The organism is Bradyrhizobium sp. USDA 3397, from assembly GCF_054060965.1.
This window is the reverse complement of sequence record NZ_JBSSDS010000001.1, coordinates 175,856-197,418: the sequence shown is the minus strand read 5'-3', so window position 1 is coordinate 197,418 and position 21,563 is coordinate 175,856. Positions and strand designations below refer to the sequence as shown.

18 protein-coding genes are annotated in these 21,563 nt (G+C 63.9%); 7 read left to right on the top strand and 11 right to left on the bottom strand.

All coding sequences use genetic code 11. The annotated features are described in order from the left end of the window. Positions 1-80: 80 nt before the first annotated feature. The 5 genes from ACVWYQ_RS00790 to ACVWYQ_RS00770 all read right to left on the bottom strand — a co-directional run bounded on the left by ACVWYQ_RS00790 (position 81) and on the right by ACVWYQ_RS00770 (position 4,860). Positions 81-425 carry a YunG family protein gene (locus ACVWYQ_RS00790; protein ID WP_275500216.1) on the bottom strand — a complete coding sequence of 115 codons (345 nt, stop codon included), beginning with the start codon at positions 423-425 and terminating at the stop codon, positions 81-83. 257 nt (positions 426-682) lie between these two features. Next, positions 683-1,771 carry a TRAP transporter substrate-binding protein gene (locus ACVWYQ_RS00785; RefSeq protein ID WP_271547247.1) on the bottom strand — a complete coding sequence of 363 codons (1,089 nt, stop codon included), beginning with the start codon at positions 1,769-1,771 and terminating at the stop codon, positions 683-685. A gap of 166 nt (positions 1,772-1,937) precedes the next feature. Further along, positions 1,938-3,026 carry a TRAP transporter substrate-binding protein gene (locus tag ACVWYQ_RS00780; protein ID WP_157282349.1) on the bottom strand — a complete coding sequence of 363 codons (1,089 nt, stop codon included), beginning with the start codon at positions 3,024-3,026 and terminating at the stop codon, positions 1,938-1,940. Positions 3,027-3,232: 206 nt separating this feature from the next. Then, the gene (locus ACVWYQ_RS00775; RefSeq protein WP_157282350.1) at positions 3,233-4,369 is read right to left on the bottom strand and encodes an Mrp/NBP35 family ATP-binding protein; all 1,137 of its coding nucleotides are present in this window, start codon (positions 4,367-4,369) and stop codon (positions 3,233-3,235) included. Positions 4,370-4,422: 53 nt separating this feature from the next. Then, positions 4,423-4,860 (bottom strand): VOC family protein, encoded by a 438-nt coding sequence (locus ACVWYQ_RS00770; protein ID WP_271547248.1) that lies wholly within the window; start codon positions 4,858-4,860, stop codon positions 4,423-4,425. Between the two features lie 182 nt (positions 4,861-5,042). On the opposite strand from ACVWYQ_RS00770, the gene ACVWYQ_RS00765 reads away from it, so the two are divergent. From ACVWYQ_RS00765 to ACVWYQ_RS00745, 5 genes are all read left to right on the top strand, one after another. Further along, positions 5,043-5,915 (top strand): NAD(P)-dependent oxidoreductase, encoded by an 873-nt coding sequence (locus ACVWYQ_RS00765; RefSeq protein WP_271547249.1) that lies wholly within the window; start codon positions 5,043-5,045, stop codon positions 5,913-5,915. 114 nt (positions 5,916-6,029) lie between these two features. Next, positions 6,030-7,460, top strand: coding sequence for a sodium:proton antiporter (locus tag ACVWYQ_RS00760; protein ID WP_456725346.1), 1,431 nt, complete (start codon positions 6,030-6,032; stop codon positions 7,458-7,460). A gap of 162 nt (positions 7,461-7,622) precedes the next feature. Further along, the gene (locus tag ACVWYQ_RS00755) at positions 7,623-9,218 is read left to right on the top strand and encodes a sensor histidine kinase (protein ID WP_271547250.1); all 1,596 of its coding nucleotides are present in this window, start codon (positions 7,623-7,625) and stop codon (positions 9,216-9,218) included. Positions 9,219-9,262: 44 nt separating this feature from the next. Then, positions 9,263-9,466 carry a DUF1289 domain-containing protein gene (locus ACVWYQ_RS00750; protein WP_271547251.1) on the top strand — a complete coding sequence of 68 codons (204 nt, stop codon included), beginning with the start codon at positions 9,263-9,265 and terminating at the stop codon, positions 9,464-9,466. Between the two features lie 28 nt (positions 9,467-9,494). Then, complete coding sequence (locus tag ACVWYQ_RS00745) at positions 9,495-10,049, top strand: TIGR02281 family clan AA aspartic protease (RefSeq protein WP_036001607.1); 555 nt, start codon at positions 9,495-9,497, stop codon at positions 10,047-10,049. A 106-nt stretch (positions 10,050-10,155) separates the two neighbouring features. Here ACVWYQ_RS00745 and dusA read toward each other — a convergent pair whose 3' ends face one another. The 4 genes from dusA to ACVWYQ_RS00725 form a co-directional block, all read right to left on the bottom strand. After that, positions 10,156-11,142 (bottom strand): tRNA dihydrouridine(20/20a) synthase DusA, encoded by a 987-nt coding sequence (dusA, locus tag ACVWYQ_RS00740; RefSeq protein WP_271547284.1) that lies wholly within the window; start codon positions 11,140-11,142, stop codon positions 10,156-10,158. Positions 11,143-12,207: 1,065 nt separating this feature from the next. After that, positions 12,208-13,506, bottom strand: a complete 1,299-nt coding sequence (locus tag ACVWYQ_RS00735; RefSeq protein WP_271547252.1) for a lysine N(6)-hydroxylase/L-ornithine N(5)-oxygenase family protein — start codon at positions 13,504-13,506, stop codon at positions 12,208-12,210. A gap of 22 nt (positions 13,507-13,528) precedes the next feature. After that, positions 13,529-14,590, bottom strand: coding sequence for a GNAT family N-acetyltransferase (locus tag ACVWYQ_RS00730; protein ID WP_271547253.1), 1,062 nt, complete (start codon positions 14,588-14,590; stop codon positions 13,529-13,531). Positions 14,591-14,900: 310 nt separating this feature from the next. Next, complete coding sequence (locus ACVWYQ_RS00725; protein ID WP_456725345.1) at positions 14,901-16,379, bottom strand: cyclic peptide export ABC transporter; 1,479 nt, start codon at positions 16,377-16,379, stop codon at positions 14,901-14,903. A 388-nt stretch (positions 16,380-16,767) separates the two neighbouring features. On the opposite strand from ACVWYQ_RS00725, the gene ACVWYQ_RS00720 reads away from it, so the two are divergent. Both ACVWYQ_RS00720 and ACVWYQ_RS00715 read left to right on the top strand, forming a co-directional pair. After that, positions 16,768-17,823 (top strand): DUF2218 domain-containing protein, encoded by a 1,056-nt coding sequence (locus tag ACVWYQ_RS00720; protein WP_456725344.1) that lies wholly within the window; start codon positions 16,768-16,770, stop codon positions 17,821-17,823. Then, a complete protein-coding gene (locus ACVWYQ_RS00715) occupies positions 17,820-18,674 on the top strand; it encodes an ATP-binding cassette domain-containing protein (RefSeq protein WP_271547256.1) in 855 nt (284 codons plus the stop codon). The genes ACVWYQ_RS00720 and ACVWYQ_RS00715 overlap by 4 nt, the downstream gene beginning before the upstream one ends. A 6-nt stretch (positions 18,675-18,680) precedes the next feature. Here ACVWYQ_RS00715 and fhuB read toward each other — a convergent pair whose 3' ends face one another. Together fhuB and ACVWYQ_RS00705 are read right to left on the bottom strand one after the other, a co-directional pair. Beyond that, complete coding sequence (gene fhuB / locus ACVWYQ_RS00710; RefSeq protein WP_456725343.1) at positions 18,681-20,687, bottom strand: Fe(3+)-hydroxamate ABC transporter permease FhuB; 2,007 nt, start codon at positions 20,685-20,687, stop codon at positions 18,681-18,683. Continuing rightward, entirely contained in the window at positions 20,674-21,510 is an 837-nt protein-coding gene (locus tag ACVWYQ_RS00705; RefSeq protein ID WP_271547258.1) for an ABC transporter substrate-binding protein, read from the bottom strand. Before ACVWYQ_RS00705 ends, fhuB begins: the two co-directional genes overlap by 14 nt. Positions 21,511-21,563: the final 53 nt, after the last annotated feature.

Sequence of the window (21,563 nt, the reverse complement as noted above, 5' to 3'; positions counted from 1 at the left end):
TCGCACGGCTCGCGCCGCATCGGTGCTCTCTTCCACCATTCCGAGCGCATCGGCCAGCGAAAAAGCGTACGACTGACCAGTCAAGGGGTACGCTGCCCCTCGAAGGCCGCTCTGAGCGCAGCCAGCTGGTCGTCCGTTGCTCCCAGCTCTGCCTCGGCCCGACTGGCCGTCAAATCCACATAGGGGATTGGCTGATCAAACTGGCACGCCGTGAAGTCGTACCGCTCGCCTCCGATCCGGTTGTAGAAATGATCGCCGGCGGGAAGAGGCGTCTTCAGCAAGTCGCCGCCGAAGAGCTCGTGAACGAGCAGCGAGGTGACGTTGCATTGTCCTGCCGCCGGATTGCTCGCCGTCCATTGGCTGGCCGTCGACAGCGACCACGCCCGGCGCAATGCGCTTTGAACTTGATCGGGATCGAAGCTCATCGGATCCCCTGGGCCTGGCAGCCGAGCCGCAATGCGGATTCTGCGATCATCGGCTTCTACCACTGTTTTGCCCGACGCATCAAGCGGGAGTTCGGTAATTCAGCAGAAAGCTTGCGCTGCGCCGCCAAGTCATTGATAAACCTGTCCCCGTCTACTGTGCATGGGGTTGTTTTGCAGCTTTTGTTTGGACGCCCTTCGAACGCCGAAACGACAGCGTCCCGGAGCCATGGCTCCGGGACGCTGCATGCAAAGGGCGATCAACTTTGCGAGCGCCGCGCCATGAAGATGTCGTAGCCGACCTCGGCGACCTGGAACCAGGAATAGCCGTCGCTCGTGAACTTGGCGAGCGAGTCGTTCACTTTCTTGAAGTTCGGGTTGGTCGCAGCGACTTCGGCGTGCAGCTCCTTGGCGGCCTTGTAGCAGGCATCCATGATCGCGGGCGAGAAGGCGTGCAGCTTGGTGCCGCCCGCCAGCAGCTTCCTCAGCGCCAGCGGATTGGCGTTGTCGTAGCGCGCCATCATGTAATTGTTGGCGTAGTGGCCGGCCTGCTCCAGCACGCTCTGGTAATATTTCGGCAGCGCGTTCCACTTATCGAGGTTGACGAAAGCCATCAGCATCGGACCGCCTTCCCACCAGCCGGGATAGTAGTAGTGCGGCGCGATCTTGTAGAAGCCGAGCTTCTCGTCGTCATAAGGCCCGACCCATTCGGCGGCGTCGATCGTGCCCTTCTCCAGCGCCGGATAGATATCGCCGCCGGCGAGCTGCTGCGGCACCACGCCGAGCTTCTGGAGCACGCGGCCGGTGAAGCCGCCGATGCGGAACTTCATGCCCTTGAGATCGTCGGGCGTGTTGACCTCTTTCCTGAACCAGCCGCCCATCTGGCAGCCGGTGTTGCCCGCGAGCAGCGAGATGACGTTGTAGCCCTTGTAGAACTCGTTGAGCACGTCGCGGCCGCCGCCCAGCATGTACCAGGCCTGGTTGATGCGCATGTTGGGACCGAACGGCACGGCCGAGCCGAAGGTGAAGGTCGGGTCCTTGCCGAAATAATAATAGGACGCGGTGTGGCCGATCTCGCAGGTGCCGTTCTGCACGGCGTCGAGCACCTGCAGGCCCGGCACGATTTCGCCGGCCGCGAAGATCTGGATCTGGAATTTGTTGTCGGTCGCCTCGGCGACCATCTTGCACATCATCTCGGCGCCGCCAAACAGCGTGTCGAGCGATTTCGGCCAGCTCGTCGGCATGCGCCATTTGATTTCCGGCAACGACTGCGCGATCGCGGGAGCCGCGAGCGTGGCGGCGCCGGCCGCACCAAGTCCTGTGACCTTGATGAAGTCTCTTCTCTTCATGATTTCCTACCCTGATGGATCTAATTGTGGAGCCTTCTTTGCGAGGCTTGCCGACAGCATGGAACATCACGGGACCGAATGCCATCCCGATTTCACTGCGGCAAAGAAAAAGCCCGGCCTCGCGAGCGAGGCCGGGCCTTTCCGGTCTTACGACCTAAGCCGTAGATCAGCCGCGGGTGCGCGAGCGGATCATGAAGCTGTCGTAGGTATATTCGGCAACCTGCCACCACAGATATTCGTCGGAGCGGTAGGCCTGCATGGCTTCGATCGACTTCTTGAAGTCGGCGTTCTTGCCGGAGACCTCGGCCCACAGCTCGTTGGTCGCCTTGAGGCAGGCTTCCAGCACCTCGTTGGTGAACGGACGCAGCTGGGTGCCGCCAGCGACCAGGCGCTTCAGCGCCGCCGGGTTCTGCATGTCGTACCGCGCAGCCATCCAGCTGTTGGCGGTCGCCGTCGCGTTGGTGAGGATCGCCTGGTAGTTCTTCGGCAGCGCATTGAACTTTTCCAGGTTGGCGAAGGCGTGGACGGTCGGACCGCCCTCCCAGAAACCCGGATAATAGTAGTACTTGGCGACCTTGGCGAAGCCGAGCTTCTCGTCATCATAGGGGCCGACCCACTCGGCGGCGTCGATCGTGCCCTTTTCCAGCGCGGGATAAATGTCGCCGCCAGCGAGCTGCTGCGGCACCACGCCGACCTTCTGCAGCACCTGGCCGGCGATGCCGCCGATGCGCATCTTGAGGCCGGAGAGGTCGGCAACAGTCTTGATCTCCTTGCGGAACCAGCCGCCCATCTGGGTGCCGGTGTTGCCGCACGGGAAGCCGATCACGTTCGACTTTTTGAAGAACTCGTTGGCGAGCTCGTTGCCGCCGCCCTGATAGAGCCACGAATTCTGCTGGCGCGCATTGAGGCCGAACGGCACCGAGGCGAAGATCGCGAAGGTGGGGTCCTTGCCGACGTAGTAGTACGACACGGTGTGGCACATATCGACCGTGCCGTTCGAGGTCGCATCGAGCGCCTGGAGGCCGGGGACGATTTCGCCGGCGGCGAACACCTGAATCTGGAACTTGTTGTCAGTCATCTCGGCGACGTACTTCGCCACCTGCTCGGCGCCGCCATAGATGGTGTCGAGCGACTTCGGGAAGCTCGAAGTCAGGCGCCACTTCACCTCGGGCGAGGATTGCGCGATCGCCGGCGAGGCCACCGCGGTCGCCGCCGCGCCTGCTGCCGACACTTTGAGAAAATCACGACGCTTCATCTTCAGGTCTCTCCTTGCTGGGGCGTTTCCCCTTGACTTCTCTTCTTGCCGCCGCTCGTTCCGGCGACGCGTTGAGGGCGCGTCGAACCGAAGGGGCTTGACTGCGGGGGGCCTTTAACACGGCCAGCCCGGTTTCGGAACGCGACAATGGCATGACGGGGCTCTACGAAAGTCGCATGTCCCGGAGCCTGCCGCGGCGACCCCATTCAGGCGGCGGCGATGACACCCTTGAGCTGGTCCCGGACCTGGCCGGCAATGGCGCGGTAGATCGCCGCATGAGGGCCGTCCGGCTCGCTGTCGACCACGGGATTGCCGGCGTCCGAGGTGGCGCGAATCGCCATGTGCAGGGGGATCTCGCCCAGGAATGGGACGCCGAGCTTCTCGGCCTCGTGCCGCGCCCCGCCATGGCCGAAAATATCCGACTTGGTGCCGCAATGCGGGCATTGGAAGTAGCTCATATTCTCGACGATGCCGAGCACGGGCACGTTGACCTTCTTGAACATGGCAAGTCCCCGCCGCGCGTCGATCAGGGACAGGTCCTGCGGGGTCGAGACGATCACGGCGCCCTTGAGCGGCACGTTCTGCGCCAGCGTGAGCTGGGCATCGCCGGTGCCCGGCGGCATGTCGACGACCAGCACGTCGAGCTTGCCCCATTCGACGTCGCGCAGCATCTGCGTCACCGCCGACATCACCATCGGGCCGCGCCAGATCATCGCGGTCTCCTCCTCGACCAGGAAGCCGATCGACATGATCGCGAGCCCGAAGCGCCGAAGCGGAATCATCTTGCGCTCGTCGTTCAGCTCCGGCTTGTCGCGCAGGCCCGTCAGGCGCGGCACCGAGGGGCCGTAGATATCGGCATCGAGCAGCCCGACCTTGAGGCCGAGGTCGCGCAGGCCGAGCGCCAGATTGAGCGCCGTGGTCGACTTTCCGACGCCGCCCTTGCCGGAGGCGACCGCGATTACGGCGGCAACGCCGGGAATTTCCGATTGCCGCGCCATCGGCGACCCACCGCCCTGCGGCGGCTTGTGGGCATGGGCCGGCTGCACGCCGGGCGCGCCGCGGCTCGGCTGCGGGGGTGGCGGCGGCGCGGAGCCCGGCTTGCGCTCGGCGGTCAGCGCCACCATGACGGTGGTGACGCCGGGAATGCTGCGCACGGCGGCTTCCGCTTCGGCCCGGACGGATTCCCAGGCCCTTGCCTCGGCGGCGTCGACATTGATCGAGAAGAACACCTTGCCGTCGGAGGCGCTGATCGCGCTCAGCACATTGGCATGGGGGAGCGCGACCCCGCGGGGCGACTGGACCCTGGCGAGGCTATCGAGAACCTGTTGCTGCGTCACGCTCAAAGCGCATCTCCTGCAGTTGAGGATGCCCCATTAGAGCGGAAACGCCCAAAAGGCTACTGTCTGCCGATATCGTCCGTCTTTTCGGCCGGCGCCTCCCCCTGCTCCAGGGCAGCCTCGTAGTTCAGCTCGATCATGACCCCGTTGGGGTCGTGGACGAAGATCTGCCAGAGATCGCCACCGGGCACCTGGCGGGCCTCGAACTTGATCTTCTTTGACGCCAGCCGCTGTTTCATACCGTCAAAGCCGCGACTGGCGAAGGCGACATGGTGGACAACGCCGGAATCCGGCTTTTGTGGCTCGTCGGTCGGGGAAATGTCGACGAGGTGAACCACCGGCCTGCCCTCGCTGTACATCCAGGCGCCCGGGAAGGCGAAGTTCGGCCGCGCGCCTTTTTCCAGGCCCAGCACGTCTTCATAGAAGCGGACGGTCTCGGCCAGATTCCGGGTCCGGATGTTGAAATGATCGAGGACGCCCACGCTCACGCCGCCCATGCTCTCGCTCCCTTGTTTTGAAGTCCTTGGGTCGCCACCCTAGCACGGTAGGCTGCCAAACGAAGCCGTTGCCCTCTGGCCTCAAGGGTTTATGGTGCGCCTCCGGTCCGCCCTCACCGCGGAACCCAGGCATCCCTCGCTTGGCAAGAACCGTAAACCCGAACTACGGACAAGGTACCACTATGGCTAAAGTCGCTTTCCTCGGTCTTGGCGTGATGGGCTTCCCCATGGCCGGACACCTCGTGAAAAAAGGGGGCCATGAGGTCACCGTCTACAACCGCACCGCGGCCAAGGCGAAGGAATGGGCGGACAAGTTCGGCGGCAAGACCGCGCCGACGCCGAAGGCCGCCGCCGAGGGGCAGGATTTCGTGATGTGCTGCGTCGGCAACGACAGCGATCTGCGCGCGGTCACGATCGGCCCCGACGGCGCCTTCGCCGGCATGAAGAAGGGTGCGACCTTCGTCGACCACACCACTGCCTCCGCCGAGGTCGCTCGTGAGCTCGACGCAGCCGCCGTCAAAGCCGGCTTCAAATTCGTCGACGCCCCCGTCTCCGGCGGCCAGGCCGGCGCCGAGAACGGCGTGCTGACGGTGATGTGCGGCGGCGCGCAGGACGCCTATTCCGGCGCCGAGCCGATCATCACGGGCGCCTATGCGCGGATGTGCAAGCTGCTCGGGCCCGCCGGAAGCGGCCAGCTGACCAAGATGGTCAACCAGATCTGCATCGCCGGTCTGGTGCAGGGCCTCTCCGAGGGCATCCATTTCGCCAAGAAGAGCGGCCTGGACGTCGCCGCAGTGATCGAGACCATCTCGAAAGGGGCCGCCCAGTCCTGGCAGATGGAGAACCGCTACAAGACGATGAACGAGGGCAAGTACGATTTCGGCTTCGCCGTCGAATGGATGCGCAAGGACCTCTCGATCGCCCTGGCCGAAGCCCGCCGCAACGGCGCCAATCTGCCGGCGACTGCGCTGGTCGATCAGTTCTATTCCGAGGTCGAGAAGATGGGCGGCAAGCGGTGGGATACGTCGAGCCTGCTCGCACGCCTGCAACGCTGACGCTCTGTTGCGACCTGGTTCGGAGAAGCCGGCTTCGAACTTCGCCGCGGCTTCGGCCGCGACGAACTTCCGTCAAGCGCGCCGACCGAAATCATAAACTTCCGGGGGGAAGCCTTGCCTAGCGTGATTGCCGCCATCCTTGTTGTTGCGCGCCTGCTTCCGGTCGCGCTCCTGATTCTGGTTGGATCTCCCGCGCAGGCGCTTGCCGCATCGCTCGATGGTGCCAGCATTGGCCCGCAATGGGCGCTTCCATTCGCGGGGATGCTGCTCTCGATCGCCATATTTCCGCTCGCAGCGCCTCACTTCTGGGAGCATCACCAAGGCAAGATTGCCGCGATGTGGGCCGCCCTGATCGCGCTGCCGCTTGCAATCTGGTACGGCCCGCTTCCAACCGTCCAAGCGCTCGTTCATACGGCGCTGCTCGAATACGTCCCGTTCATTCTGCTGCTCCTCGCTCTGTTTACCGTCGCCGGCGGAATCGTGGTGCGCGGCAATCTTCACGGCTCCCCCGTCCTGAATACGCTGCTGCTCGCTCTCGGCACTCTGATCGCGAGCGTCATCGGCACGACCGGCGCCTCAATGGTCATGATCCGACCGGTGATCCGCGCCAATGACGATCGGCGGCACAACGCGCACGTCGTGATCTTCTTCATCTTTCTGGTATCCAACATCGGCGGCTCGCTCACGCCGCTGGGAGATCCGCCGCTTTTTTTGGGTTTTCTGCGCGGCGTGGACTTCTTCTGGACGACGACTCACCTGTTCCCCCAGACCACGTTCGCAGCCTGGATTCTGCTCGCCCTGTTCTTTTGCATCGACACTTATTTCTATCGCAAGGAAGGCCGCGTCAAACCGGACCCAACTCCGGACAATCCCTTGCGGATCAGCGGCGGCCTCAACTTCGCTTTGATGGGAGTCATCGTCGCTGCGATCCTCTTGAGTGCCAAGCTGGACCTCGGCGGATTTGAAGTTCTCGGCACGCACCTCCAGCTGCAGAATGTCCTGCGCGATGCCGTGATGATCGGAGTCGTGTTCGCATCTCTCGCCGTCACCTCGAAGGAGGACCACGACGCGAACGGCTTCTCTTGGGGCCCCATGATCGAAGTGGCAAAGCTGTTTGCCGCGATCTTCATCACCATCATTCCCGTGCTCGCGATTCTCAACGCCGGCAAATCCGGCGCGTTTGCCCCCGTCGTAAACATGGTCACCAACGCCGACGGCACGCCGAACAATGCCGCATATTTCTGGTTGACCGGCCTGCTCTCATCCTTTCTCGACAATGCGCCGACCTATCTGGTCTTCTTTGAGCTCGCCGGAGGCGATGCCAAGCATCTGATGACGAACGGCGCCCTCACCCTTGCCGCGATTTCCGCAGGGGCGGTATTCATGGGCGCAAACTCCTACATCGGCAACGCGCCCAATTTCATGGTGTACGCAATTGCCCGAGCGGGTGGTGTCGCAATGCCCGGCTTCTTCGGATACATGGCCTGGACCTCCGTCCTGCTGCTGCCGGTCTTCGGGTTGGTCACGCTCGTTTTCTTCAGATGATCGAAGCGCGGGTTGATGAAGGCGGCCGCCCGGACTGCGTATGAATTAACGCTCGGTTAACGTAATTCTTTAGCTCCTTAAGTCAGCTCTTAAGGATTTCTTGCCAGAGATAGACAATGCAGAAAGCCCGCGTCCGGCGTGGGCAGGAATCCGTGTTGCTTGATGAGTAACCCCGCTGAAATGCCTGAGGTCGTGCAGCTTCCGGCCGAGCCGGTGAGCGCGCCATCGGCGAGCAGCCGAAGGGCTGCGGCGCAGCGGGTGCGCGAGGCGCGCGACAAGTTAACGTCGACCAGTGGAACCCGGCCGGCTTTCGACGCCGAGATGCTGCGGCAATACGCCCAGACCCGGCTGTCGGCCTCCTATGTCGTGATGCTCCTGGTGGTGGCGACCGGCGTGCTGTTCGGGCTATGGATGCAGCCGATCCCGGCCGCGGCCTGGACCGCCGGCATGCTCTGCATCCACAGCGCCATGATCCGCAGTTGCCGGCGCTTCCTGACCGAGCCCGCCTCTCCGGCCGCGACACGCGCATGGCGGACGCGCTTCGTCGTGCTCGACCTGCTCTATGGCCTGTGCTGGATGGCGATCCTGATCCATCCCGTGCTCGACATGGTCACGGAAACGCTGATGATGTTCTTGATGCTGCTGGTGATCGCAGTATCGAGCATGCTCGCGGCCAATCTGCCGATCGCAGCCCTTGCCGCCACGGCGCCGGTCGCGGTTGCGATGGCGCTGAGCTTCGTGACGACCGGATCGCTGGACAATTACATCCTGGCAGCGCTGTCGCTCGCCGCCGAAGGCTATTTCGTGCTTCTGGCGCACCGCCTGCACTCCTCCACCTTCGCCACGCTGGAAGCGCGAGCGGAAAAGGACGCGCTGATCGGCGAGCTGGAGCAGGCCAAGGCAATCTCGGACGAAGCGCGCCACCGCGCCGAAGCCGCCAACGTCGCCAAGTCGCGCTTCCTCGCGCAGATGAGCCACGAGCTGCGGACGCCGCTGAACGCCATCCTCGGCTTCTCAGAGGTGATGAAGAGCGAGATTTTCGGCGCGCATGCGGTACCGGTCTACAAGGAATATTCCGCCGACATTCATAATTCCGGCGTGCACCTGCTCAACCTCATAAACGAGATCCTCGATCTGTCGCGGATCGAAGCCGGCCGTTACGAGCTCAATGAGGAAGCGGTGTCCCTGGTCGGTATCGTCGCCGATTGCCATCATCTGATGAAGCTGCGTGCCTCGAGCCGCGGCATCACCATCCACGAAGTGTTCGAGCAGGCGATGCCGCGGCTCTGGGCCGACGAGCGCGCGATCCGCCAGGTCGTGCTCAACCTGCTTTCCAATTCGATCAAGTTCACCCCGCAGGGCGGCGAGATCTGGCTCAAGGCCGGCTGGACCGCCTCCGGCGGACAATATCTCTCGGTGAGGGATTCCGGCTCCGGCATACCCGAGGACGAGATCCCGGTCGTGCTCGCCTCGTTCGGCCAGGGCTCCAACTCGATCAAGTCGGCTGAACAGGGCGCCGGCCTCGGCCTGCCGATCGCCAAGAACCTGATTGACCTGCACGGCGGCACGTTCACGTTGAAATCGAAGCTGCGCATCGGCACCGAGGTGATCGTCACGTTCCCGCCGGAGCGCGTGATGAGCGCGCTTGCCCCACTCTCGGACGATTCTCCACCGCTCCAGCCGGAGAGCTCCGTCGTGCCGGACGAGAAACGCCGGCCGCGGCACAAGCCGATCATGAGTGCCGGCACAGGCTCTTAACGAGATGCTTGCAGACATGCCCGATCATCCCTCACTATGTCCGTATGAGCAAAGAAACGCCGTGCGTCGCCGTGTGCATGATCGATCCCAAGACCAAGCTGTGCTTCGGCTGCGGCCGCACCTTGCCGGAGATCGCACGCTGGCACGCCATGGAGAGCGCGGACCGGCGCGCGATCATGGCCCTGTTGCCGGAGCGCATGACGAAAGCCGGACTGGTGCCGATCGCTGGATCCCCAAAGCACGTCTGATCCGCCTGCGTGCCCTTGGAGGCGCGCGATGATCCGCTTCCTGCTCGTCCTGATCATGCTCGCCGGCACGGCAGGTGCCGTCGTCGCCTATGGCGATCCCGACCAGATCGCGCGCGCCAGCCACAAGGTCTCGCATATTTTTCGCGCACAAGCCGCCTCCCCGGCGCCGGCCGTGCAGATCCCGCGCGGCCAGGGCGGCGAATTCACGCTGCGCGCGAAGATCAACGGCGTCACTGCGCCGATGGTGATCGATACCGGCGCGACGTCGGTGGTACTGACCTGGGAAACCGCAAGGGCGATCGGGCTGCCGCTCGAGATGCTTGAATACGACGTCGATCTCGAGACCGCGGGCGGCCACACCAAGGCGGCGCGGCTCACGCTCGACCGTCTCGCCGTCGGCAAGCTGGTCGAGAAGTCGGTGCCGGCCCTTGTCGTGCAGCGCGGCCAGATGAAGACCAATCTGCTCGGCATGAGCTTCCTCGACCGGCTGGAAAGCTGGGGCGTGCGCGCCGACACGCTGATGCTGACAGGGTATCCGGAGCAGCAGCGCAGTCCCCGCCGCGCGCGTACGGCGGTCGACTAAAGCGCGATGCGATCAGGATGAATCGTCATCGCGCTTTAGGTAGTTGTTTGAACATGATCTTTTCGGAATACCGCTGCGCACTTTTCCGGATCATGCTCCCGCTCATTTAGGCCGCCTCAGCCGGCGCGCGGGCCCCGACACACGTGATCGCCTCGCGTAGCACGTCGAGACCGGCGCCGGGCTTCACACCCTGCTCGGCCAGATGCCGGCGGAACGCACGCGCGCCGGGCACAGCATGAAATGCGCCGACGAAATGCCGCGTGATCGCGTGCAGCCGCGTGCCGTGCGCGAGCTGCTCTTCGATGTAGGGCATCATCGCCTCGAGCGCGTCCTGCATGGTGGCGTGCGGCGCCGGCCCGCCGAAGATTTCGTGGTCGACCGCGAGCAGCCGCCACGGCTCCTGATAGGCGGCGCGGCCGAGCATCACGCCGTCGACATGGGCAAGATGCGCCTTTGCCTCGTCGATGCTCCGAACGCCGCCATTGATGATGACGGGCACATCGGGCATCGCGCGCTTCAGCCGGTAGACGCGATCATAGTGGAGCGGCGGGATATCGCGGTTCTCCTTCGGCGACAGGCCGTTGAGCCAGGCCTTGCGGGCGTGCACGATCAACGCATCGCAGCCTGCGGCGACCACCGCACGCGCGAGCGCATCGAGCGCGACCTCCGGATCCTGATCATCGATGCCGATGCGGCACTTCACCGTGACGGGAACGGCGACCACGCGCTTCATCGCGTCGACGCACCTCGCCACCAGCTCCGGCTCGGCCATTAGACAGGCGCCGAAACGGCCATCCTTCACACGATCGGACGGGCAGCCGACATTGAGATTGATCTCGTCATAACCAAAGTCCTCGCCGATCCGTGCCGCCGCCGCGAGTTCGCGCGGATCCGATCCGCCGAGCTGAAGCGCCACGGGGTGCTCGACCGCGTCGAACCCAAGCAGCCGCACCCGGTCGCCATGAATGATCGCGCCGGTCGTTAGCATCTCGGTATAGAGCAATCCCCACCGCGTCAGGTGACGGTGGAACACCCGGCAATGCCGGTCGGTCCAATCCATCATGGGGGCCACGGAAAAGCGATGAGACAACATATGGATCATATAGACTTTCGAGGCCCCGACGGGAATAGCGGATTTCATGACTGAGCCGGGCCCGACGGCACGCTCTGCGAGCCAATCGGCGCGGGGAAGGCCGGCGCCAGACCAGACGGCAGGCGGTTCGCGGCAGCACGGCGCGGCGCCGCGCTCGAACGCGAAACGTCGAGCGCGACTAGTCCGCTGCCAGCGAGTAGCGCGCGAAGTGCATGCTCACGTGGCCCGCCGGAAGATTTGCCTTGATCTCCCGGTGCACATGTCGTGGACACGCTGCGGCGCTACACCAAGCTCAAGCAGCAGCTCGCGCGCGAGCACTCGGGCGAGCTCGCTGGCTTCGACAGGGAGCGCCGGTCCAATGCTCAAGCTCGTGAGACAGCGTCTGAAAACAATCGACCTGCTTTGTGCCCACGCATGTACCGCCTTAGCCACCAGCTGCCCGCGTGAAACGCGAGGGCGACGCCGATAAGGGGAGAGAACGAACGTTTCCTTTCCGAACGGAAGAACGTCGGAACGCAAAGCGGCAGATGACGCTATCGAGACTCTCATTCACGTCGCGCATGCGGTGTCCGTGAGAGGCCATCCAGTTCTCGATGCGACGCACGCCTGAACGTCCCAAGCCCGGCTGCGCCAGGAGCTCGGTCTTGGTGTGAAGCGACGCAATCTCGAGGAGGTAGTGCATGCGCGTCACGGGCTCTTTGCCAACCAACGCTGCAAGCGGACTGTGAACCAGAATGCCTGCAATTCGCTCAGGGAGAAGGCTTTGCCCCTGCTTGGGAACGAGAGCTTTCCTCACGGTCAATTCCAGCTAACTTTCAGACGTTCCAAGATCGTTCTAAGAACTCCTCTAGCAAAGCCAATCGGCGTTGTCTCACACATACACGCTGCGGTTGATCTCGATTAGACAGGTTCTAGATTGGGAACCCCAAAGCGACAGCGGAACACGCCTGCAGGGTGACCGCGAGAACGCCAGCTATTGTGTAATGAGAACGGGACGATTCGTGCTGCGCTTCGATCTCCATCCGCGCAAGGCTTTTGGAGCTGCGATCTCTCCCGGATCGTGTTCTAGGCAATGAGTTCCCGGCGCGAGATTGTCGCGAGCAGAGACTCCGCAATCTCCTGCGACCGCATGGCAATCACCGAAAGCAGCGTGTCGCTCAGGCCGTGGGAGGATTCCGAATAGCCCTGGAGGTGGATCTGCGGCCGGAACGCCGGATTGGTCACGAGCCGGTAGTTGCGATCCAGCGCCGCATCGCGAATGTAGCGGCGGATCGGTTCGAGAAACCCGTGCGGCGTATCCCTGTCGTATCCCGTCGCCAGAACGACCACGTCATAGGTCGAACGACGGTTTTCGCCGCGAAACTTGTCGATCACGCCGATCTCGATGCCGTCCGGTCCCGTATCCACATTGGTAATCTCGCTGCGGGGACGCAACACGACCCTTGCGTCGCCGCCGACGCGCTGCTGGTAGAGCAGCCGATACAGCTGGTCCAGCAGGTCGGAATCGACGACCGCATAGTTGGTGTTCCGGAAGTTGCGGACGATCGCATCCCGCCGGTCGGCAGGCTGCGCGTAGACGAAGTCCGTATAGTCGGGGTTGAAGATCTCGTTGACGAAGGGACTGCTGTCGGACGGCTTGAGAGCATGGCCGCGGAAGATCAGATCGATATGCGCTTCGGGACATCGGCCCTGAAGATCAACCGTTACCTCGGTCGCGCTCTGTCCGCCACCGACGACGGCCACGCGCACGGTCCGACCGCGCGGGACAACGCGCTCGATCAGGTCGAGATAGCGGCTGGAATGCAGCAGCCTGCGATCGTCGGCAGCCTTGGCAAACACCTGCGGAACATAGGGCTGGCCTCCCACCGCGACCACGAGATTTCGCGCCAGCCGCACAGTCTCCCCGCCGGCGAGCGAGCGCGAATGCACCCGCAACGACGTCACCGTCTGCCCGGCCGTCACCGGCTCGACGGCGACGATGGTCTCGCCGTAAGCGGCCTGCGACTTGAAATGGCTCGCCACCCACTGCAGGTAATCGTTGAACTCGACCCTGCTCGGATAGAACGTCCGGCAGTTGATGAAATCCAGCAGGCGGCCGCGCTTATGCAGGTAGTTCACGAAGGTGAAGGAACTGGTCGGATCGCGCAAGGAGACCAGATCTTTGAGAAACGATATCTGCATGTCGCTGCCCGGAAGCAGCATGCCGCCATGCCAGGTGAAGTGCGGCTGCTTCTCCACGAACAGCGGCGTGCATTTCAGCCGTGATCGCTTCGCGCATTCGTCCAATGCGATGGCGAGTGCGAGGTTGGAAGGCCCGAATCCGACGCCAACGACATCGTGCTCGATCGCAAGTTGATGGGACATGAATCCGCGCTCCGCTTGCGCTTTAAGACGAGACCGTTGGGCCGGCGGCTGCCGGAAGCCAAAGCCGATCGCCGAAGAAGCGTTCGCGCAACAGCATGACCAGGGTCGCGCGCTTATGGGGAAAGTCGAAATTCTTGATCTTCGCGAACCCCGAGCGATCGAGATTGCGAAGCTGCTGCGTATGCGCCGCGGCCGGCTCCCCGACGATCCGCTGCGTACGGCAATCGTCGAGGAACATGTAGTGCATCAGTGACGGCAGCCACGCGCTGATGTAACGACCGCCGCGAAAAGCGTTCTCCCCTACGACCACGTGCCATCCCCGGTCGTAGTCGTCGGCATCATAGAACGGCGCGATGCGATTTTCCTTGGCCCAATAGAGCTCGAAATAGCCGAACGGCTGCTCGCCGAAGCAGCCGATCAACGGCAGCATATGGGGATCGGCCAGGATGCCGGCCAGATATCGCCGATGCTTGTCGAGATCGCCAGCCTCGTTCCAGAATGCATCGACGCGAGGGTCGTTCATCCAGCGGTGCAACAAATCGAGATCATTCTCGAGATCGGCCACACGAAACGAGATGACCTCCGACAGCCAGGGAATGAAACGGCCGTACACCTTTCCCGTCGGCTTTGCGGCGCGGCGCGGATGGCGCTTGCCGTCCGTCATGACGTGGAGTTGCGGCAATGGCGGTCGCCCGGGGTTGACCAGCCAGTTGTCCCGCCGCTGCATGACCAGTTCGGGCAGCAGCACCAGTCGCCCCTCGGACATGATGGCAAGACCACTCTCGGTCAGCTCTCGTGCAAGCGGCGCTCTTCCAGCGAAGTCCAGAACGAGCCGATCGGCGCCAGGTCGCCAGGCAAACAGCGCCTCGGCGGACGCCGACACCGCCCGTGCCGCAACCTCGCGGTCGTCCGAGGCATTCAGGATCTCGATGTGATCGACGCGCTCGCGCAGACGCAGTTCCAACGCGGTCACATCGGCGGCCACGACGCGAAGGCGATCGCCCTCCTGGAAAACGGTCTGGCCAGAATATGGGCCGACCGGGAACGCACGAGGTCCGGTCCCGGAATCCGAAGCCTTGTTCATCCGGCCCTCGCATTTCAATCATCGCTGATGCGTGGTGTAGATCACTCGCCTACAGGCTGACAACAAATGCGCGCACACGCAGATTAGATTCTCTACAAATCTGACGGCCTGTCGCAGAACGGGATCGCATGCTGTTGTTGCATGTGACAAAGAGCACTCGCTCCGTCACAATAGCTCTAAAGCGGCGCGTCAATTGGAACCGCGGAAACGCCTGCGACGTTATCTGCTTTCGTCTCGCTTCCGACGATCTTGCCGTCGCGCAGCCGCACTAGATGATCCGCAATCCCGAAATAGCGATCATCGTGTGAAATCACGATGATGGGGTCTTTCCGAGACGCTTCAGATCGGGCAGCAGCTCCGTATAGAAGATGTGCCGGAACGCCGGATCCTGATCTGCGGCCCATTCGTCGAACACGAGCACGGGTCTTTCCTCGAGCCATGCATTCATCAGCGCCAATCGCTTGCGCTGTCCGGTCGACAGGTCCGTCGTCGTGAACACGCCGTTCTCGATCGAGACCTTGTGCGCGACCTCCAGCCGCTGGAGATAGCGTTCCGCGACATCAGGAACCACGCCCTCTCCACGAATGAGATCCTCAAACAGATAATAGTCGGAGAAGATGGTCGTGAAGAGCTGGCGGTAATCGTCGCGTGTCTCCGTCAGGACCGGCGAACCGTCCCGCAGCACGGCGCCGCCATGCGGAGCATAAAGGCCTAGCAACAACTTGATCAGGGTCGTCTTTCCGCTGCCGTTCTGCCCCACGATGAAGACGATGTCGCCTTGCCGAACGAGCAGATCAACCGGCCCGAGAACAAAGGGATCGCTGCCCGGCACGGCGCGAAAGGCATAGGTGACGCCGCGAAGCTCGATGGATTCGATGGCGGACTTGCCGGGTGCAGCGGGAGCACTGGCCAGCAGATCGTGCTCGGGGGTCGAGAACTGCTCCGAGAGCCCCGCAATGCGGCGCATCGCGACCTGGGCGCGGCCGAGCGCCGGCAGGATGCCGATGACCTGGTCGATGGGCCCGCGCATAAAGAGCAGCACCAGCACGAAGCCGCTGGACACCGCAGCGGGACTGTCGGGCCACAGGAACGGTCGCAAGGTCAGCGCCACGCCGATCACGACAAAGAACAGCATCGTCCCGAACGCCCGCGCCGTCACGAACAGATTGATCGACCTGATCTGCACCGAGCTAATCCGGTCGACGGTCTGCTGGAGCTGCTCGACATAGACGCGCCGACGGCGCACGCGATTAAGGCGCAGCTCCTTGGCACCTTCGGCGATCGCACGATACTGCTTGTGCAGCTGATCTTCGGCCTCTCGCGCGGTGCTGAAGCCGCGAACGCCGCGCGTCCTCGCATATCCATGCGCCAGCGATCCCAGCACGATGACTGCTCCCGTGATCAGGAAAAGCTGCCAAGACAGCACCGCCAGGTAAACCATGCAGCCGAGCGCGATCACGAGCGACACGAAAAAGGACGAAAAGAAGAACGCGAAATCGCTGATCGTGTCGACGTCCTGCGTGAGAACCGGGATCAGGCGATGAGTCCGGTAGATTTCGAGCTGATCGATGGGCGCAGCCAGAATTTTGGCGGCGAGCGACTTGCGAAGCTCGGCGATGATCCGCTGTCCGACATAATTGGCGCTGATGTCGGCGCCGATGGAACCGACCAGGATCAGAAGGCACAGGCCAGCGAAGGCGAAAAACAGCGTTACCACGTCGGCCTGCGTGGCATAAAGCCCGTGATTCACGACCGCGAGCAATGCCGCGACGGAGGCACCGCCGACCACTCCCAGAACGCTGCCGCCGAGCACGAGTGGCCAATAAAGGCCGCAGGAGCTGCAGGATCTGCGTCGTCAGGCCGCTTCGTGAGTTCATGATGAGAGCCGCGCTGAAGGAGACCTGAAGCGAACCTATATGGCCGGACAAGTCGTGCCGAAGTGATGCGAATACATGATGGCGGCCCCGCAACTCCAGCGCTTATTTTCGCTGCTCTTTCGATGGATTCTAATTTGGGATCGGCAATGCCTTTAATATGATGCGGGTAGTATCGCTTTTGCATCGCAGCCGGCGAGCGAGCAGGATTTATGATCCAGAGCCGTGCCAGGCCGCGACATCCGGACATCGAAGTGCTTGCAGGCTGGCATCGGACAGGGCCGGTGGAGAATGAGTTTGGACTTGCTGATCTCCGAAACCCGCATCGCGCTTCCCGACGCCGCCGGCCTCGCCGCGCGGATGATCGATCATCTGGCCGAGCATGACATCGCCTTCGAGGACCGGGACGGTCTCATGGTGGCGAAACTGCCGTTCGGCACCAGTTCCCTCGCCGTCGAGGCCGAAGCGCTCAAGATCCGCGTCGAGGCCAACGACAAGGGCAATCTGGAAATGCTGCGCTCGGTCGTCGCCTCGCATGTGATCGAGTTCGCGGGCGACATTGCTCCGACCATCATTTGGTCCGGTCACGAATCCAGCGGCGGCACGCTGGCCAATTTCCGTGAAGTGCGGCTGAAGTCCGCGATCACCCTGACGCCGCACATGCGGCGGCTGACCTTCACGGGCGACGATATCGCCCGTTTCGTGAATGACGACGACCTGCACGTGCGGCTGTACTTCCCGCCGGAGGGCCTCGCCAAGCCCGAATGGCCGTGGCCCGCGCCCGACGGACGTATCCTGTGGCCGGAGCCCGACCGCAGGCCCGTCACCCGCTATTACACGATCCGCCGCATCGACTTGCAGAGCCGCGAGATCGACATCGACTTCGTAGTCCATGATCATGCCGGGCCGGGCTCGGCGTTCGCCGTGAACGCGACGGCCGGCGCCATCTGCGGCATGGCCGGCCCGCTCGGCCGGGGCATTTGTCCGGCGCGCTGGATGCTGCTGGCGGGCGACGAAACCGCCCTGCCCGCCATCGCGCGAATCTTGGAGACGCTGCCGGCGACGGCGACGGGTGAGGCCTTTATCGAGGTCGCGGATCGGCGCGAGGAAGTTCCGCTGGTCGCCCCGGCCGGGGTAGCGATCCGCTGGTTGCATCGCGAGGGCCGCCCGGCCGGGACGACGCAGCTCCTGGTCGACGCCGTCAAGGCGGTGCGATGGCCGGACCATCAGGACGTCTTCGCCTGGGTCGCGTGTGAGGCGCAGGCGTTGAAGGCCCTGCGCAACCATCTGCGCGATGAGCGAAAGCTTTCCCGCGACCAACTGCTGGCCGTCGCCTATTGGAGCCTGCGCCAACCATGACGATCCAACATGCGCAGACGAGCGAACGGACGCTCGCCTCGCCGACCGACGTCACGCAGGCCTCGCTGGAAGCGCCTGCGCCCTTGTTCCAGCTCGACCAGGTCGGCTTCGCAGTGGCCGGGCGCGCGCTGCTCGAACCGCTGACGCTATCCCTTCCCGCACGCAGCGTCGTCGGGCTGATCGGCCATAATGGCTCCGGCAAGTCGACCCTGCTGAAATTGTTGGCGCGCCAGCAGCCGAGCTCGTCAGGAACGATTCGTTTCGAAGGCCGCGCACTGCGCGCCTGGAGCGATCGGGACTATGCCCGCAAGGTCGCCTACCTGCCGCAGCAGACGCCGCCCGCCGCCGGCATGCTGGTCAAAGAGCTGGTCGCACTCGGCCGCTATCCCTGGCACGGCGCGCTCGGACGGTTCGGTGACATCGACCGCGAGAAGGTCGCAAACGCCATGGCGTTAACCCATATCGAACCCTTTGCGGATCGCCTGCTCGATACGTTGTCCGGCGGCGAGCGCCAGCGGGTGTGGATCGCCATGCTGGTTGCGCAGGACGCCGAGTGCCTGCTGCTCGACGAGCCGACCTCGGCGCTCGACATCGCTCATCAGATCGAAGTGCTGTCGCTGGTCAGGCAGCTCGCCCGCGAGCGCAATCTCGGCGTGGTCGTGGTGCTCCACGACGTCAACATGGCCGCCCGGTTCTGCGACGAGATCATCGCGCTGCATTCCGGGAAGCTGATCGCGCGCGGCACGCCGGACAAGATCATGACGCCGGCCGAGCTCGAAACCATCTACGGCATCCCCATGGGCGTGATGCCGTCGCCGGACCATGGCCATCTCATCAGCTTCGCGCGGTGAGCGCAGTCAACCTCGCTGCGGCCGCAGCAGCCAGATGAGATAAGGTCCGGCAAGCATCATGGCGAAGATGCCGGCGGGCATCTGGAACGGAAAGATCACCATGCGTCCGGCCCAATCCGCCGTGACCATCAGGATCGCCCCGATCAACGCGGCCAGCGCCGCCTGATGCAGCGCACGCTGCGCCCCCATCATCCGCGCCATATGCGGTGCGATGAAGCCGACCAGGCTCAGAAGACCAACCATCAGCGTGGCCGTTGCCGTCAGCAACGCCGTCAGCAGCATGATGATGACACGGCTCCGCGTCAGCGAGATGCCGATCGAACGCGAGGTCGCAGGTCCGAGCGGCAGGATATCGAGCCAACGGGACAGCATTGGCACCATGATCAGCAGAACAAGCGCCGCGGCGGCAAGGATTGCGGCCTCGGCCGGGCCGATCTGGTAGAGCGAGCCTGTCAGCAGCGACAGCAGCGTGCCAATGCGGGGATCACCCGTCGCCAGTGCCAAGGCAATGATCGCGCCGAATGCCGCGCTCATGGCGACGCCTGCCAGCAGCACGCGCTCCGGACTGAACTCGGACCGCCGGCTGAACAGCAGCACCAGCGCCAGCACGATGAAGGCGCCGATCCCGGCCGCCGCAATCTGCTCCAGCCGGGTGTGGGCGGGAAAGAGATAGAGCAGAACGATTACGCCCATCGCGGCGCCATAGCTGATGCCCATGACCTCCGGCGCGGCCATTGGGTTTCCGGTCATCCGCTGCAGCAGCGTACCGGCGACCGCCAGCGTCGCGCCTGCTGCCAGCGCCGACACCACGCGCGGCCAGCGCCACGGCCAGAACTCCTGCAAGCCCGACAGGCCGCTCCAGCGCCAGCCGTCGGAGCCGATCCCGAGGGCGAGTGCGATCCAGACGGCAAGCAGCAGCACGACTAAGGCCGAAAGGATCACGCGCCAGGGATGATCGAGCCGCGCCGGAGCGGATGGCGTGAGGTTTCCCATCGGCATGGCGGCCCGCAGCCGCGGCAGCAGCACGAGCAGCATTGGCGCGCCGATCAGGGCAGTCACTGCACCGGCCGGCATTTCGCGATAGCCGGGCGGGATCAGAAGCACGAGTTGATCCGTCAGCCACAGCAGCAGGGCGCCGCAAAGTGGCGCCCAGATCAGCCGGTCGCGAAAGCGGCGCGCGCCCGACAGCATGACGATTGCCGGCGCGGACAAACCGACAAATCCCATGACGCCGACCACGCTGACGACTGACGCACTGAGCGCGATCGCGATGACGAGCGCGAAGACCCGGGCCCTCGTCAATCCGAGGCCCAGATTGCGCGCGGTCTCGTCGTCGAAGCCGAGCAGGGTCAGCGGACGAACCATCGCCGCGATCAGCACGATCGAAATCAGCAGCCGCGGCGCCAGGAACGTGACGTTGCTCCAATCCTGCTGATTGAGGAAGCCGACGCCCCAGATGAACAGACCGATCAGATATTCGTGGTTGAGCAGCACCAGCGCCTGGGTGGTCACCGCGCAGTAATAGCTGACGATCAATCCGGCGAGCACCAGGACGACGGGCGACAGCGCCCGCTTCCAGGTCAGCCCGAACACGCACAGGAACGCAGCGAACCCGCCGCACAGCGCAATCCACTCCCGGCCGAAGGCCAGCAGCGACGGCGCCCACAGCGTCGTCACGGCCAGCGCAAGATAGGCGCCGTTCAGGACGCCGATGGTGCTCGGCTCTGCAAGCGGATTGCGCAACACCTGCTGAGAGACCGTGCCGGCAAGACCGAGGGCTGCGCCGGCCAGCAGCGCCACTGCGATGCGCGGAAAAACGGTGTAGTGCACGAGCATCTGCTGGGGATCGGTGACCTCCGGCCGCCACAACACCGGCAGCCAGGCGCCGGCGGGCAGATATCCGGACAGGTTGCGCCAGGTCAGCGCGGCCGCGGCTGCCAGCAGCAAGCCGATCAGCACCGCCGGATGCATCTCCAAGCCGGACCGGGCCGGCAGTGCCTCAGCCTTGCTCATGGCTTTCCCGCGGCAGACGTTCGGCGAGAAGGCGGGCGAAACGTTCGGCCGCCGGCACGCCCCCATAGAAAAACTGATTACCCAGGACCGTCAGCCGATGCGACCGAAGAGACGGCAGGGTTTGAAGCACAGGGCTTGCCTTCAGTAGCGCTTCGACATCGGCGACCCGCGAGGTCATCAACACCAGCCGCGCGTCCGGAACCGCGGCGAGCACTTCGAGCCCAACACTGGTATGGCCCCATGGGCCGCTCTGTCCGGTCCAGGCATTCCTCAATCCGCACTGATCGAGCACCTCCTGATAGAGGCTGTTCGGACCGAACACGAGCGCGCGGTTGCGCGCGATCTCGCTGACGAGATAGAGCGGCTTGCCGCCGCGACTCTGGAGCCGCTCACGATAGCCGGCCATGGCGACGTCGAAACGGGCGAAATAGGCTTCGCACGCGGACTGCACCCCGAGGCGCTTGGCAAGCTCCAGCGTCGAACGGCGCGCCGTGTCGAGGGGATGCCCGCCGGGTCTGAAGATCGTGAACGTTTCGACCGGTGCGATCAGCTTGAGCCGCGGTATGGCGGCCGCAATGCTGGGATCGATAACGATGATGTCGGGGGCGAAACTCTGCAGCAGTTCGAGGTTTGGCTCCGAACGCAGACCGACCTCCTGAACGCTGGGCGGAGCAGGCGGCTCGACGACGAGCCGGCCATAGCGCTCGATCTCCGGAATCACAAGCGGCACGACGCCGAGCGCCAGGATCGTCTGGGCACAGGCCCAGCCGAGCGCAGCGACCCGGAGCCCGGATTGCGATCCAGCAGTTTGGGCAAACGCCATGGGCCATGTACCCGCAAGGGCCGTGCCTCCGATCGCTGCGCCCGCGCCGAGGA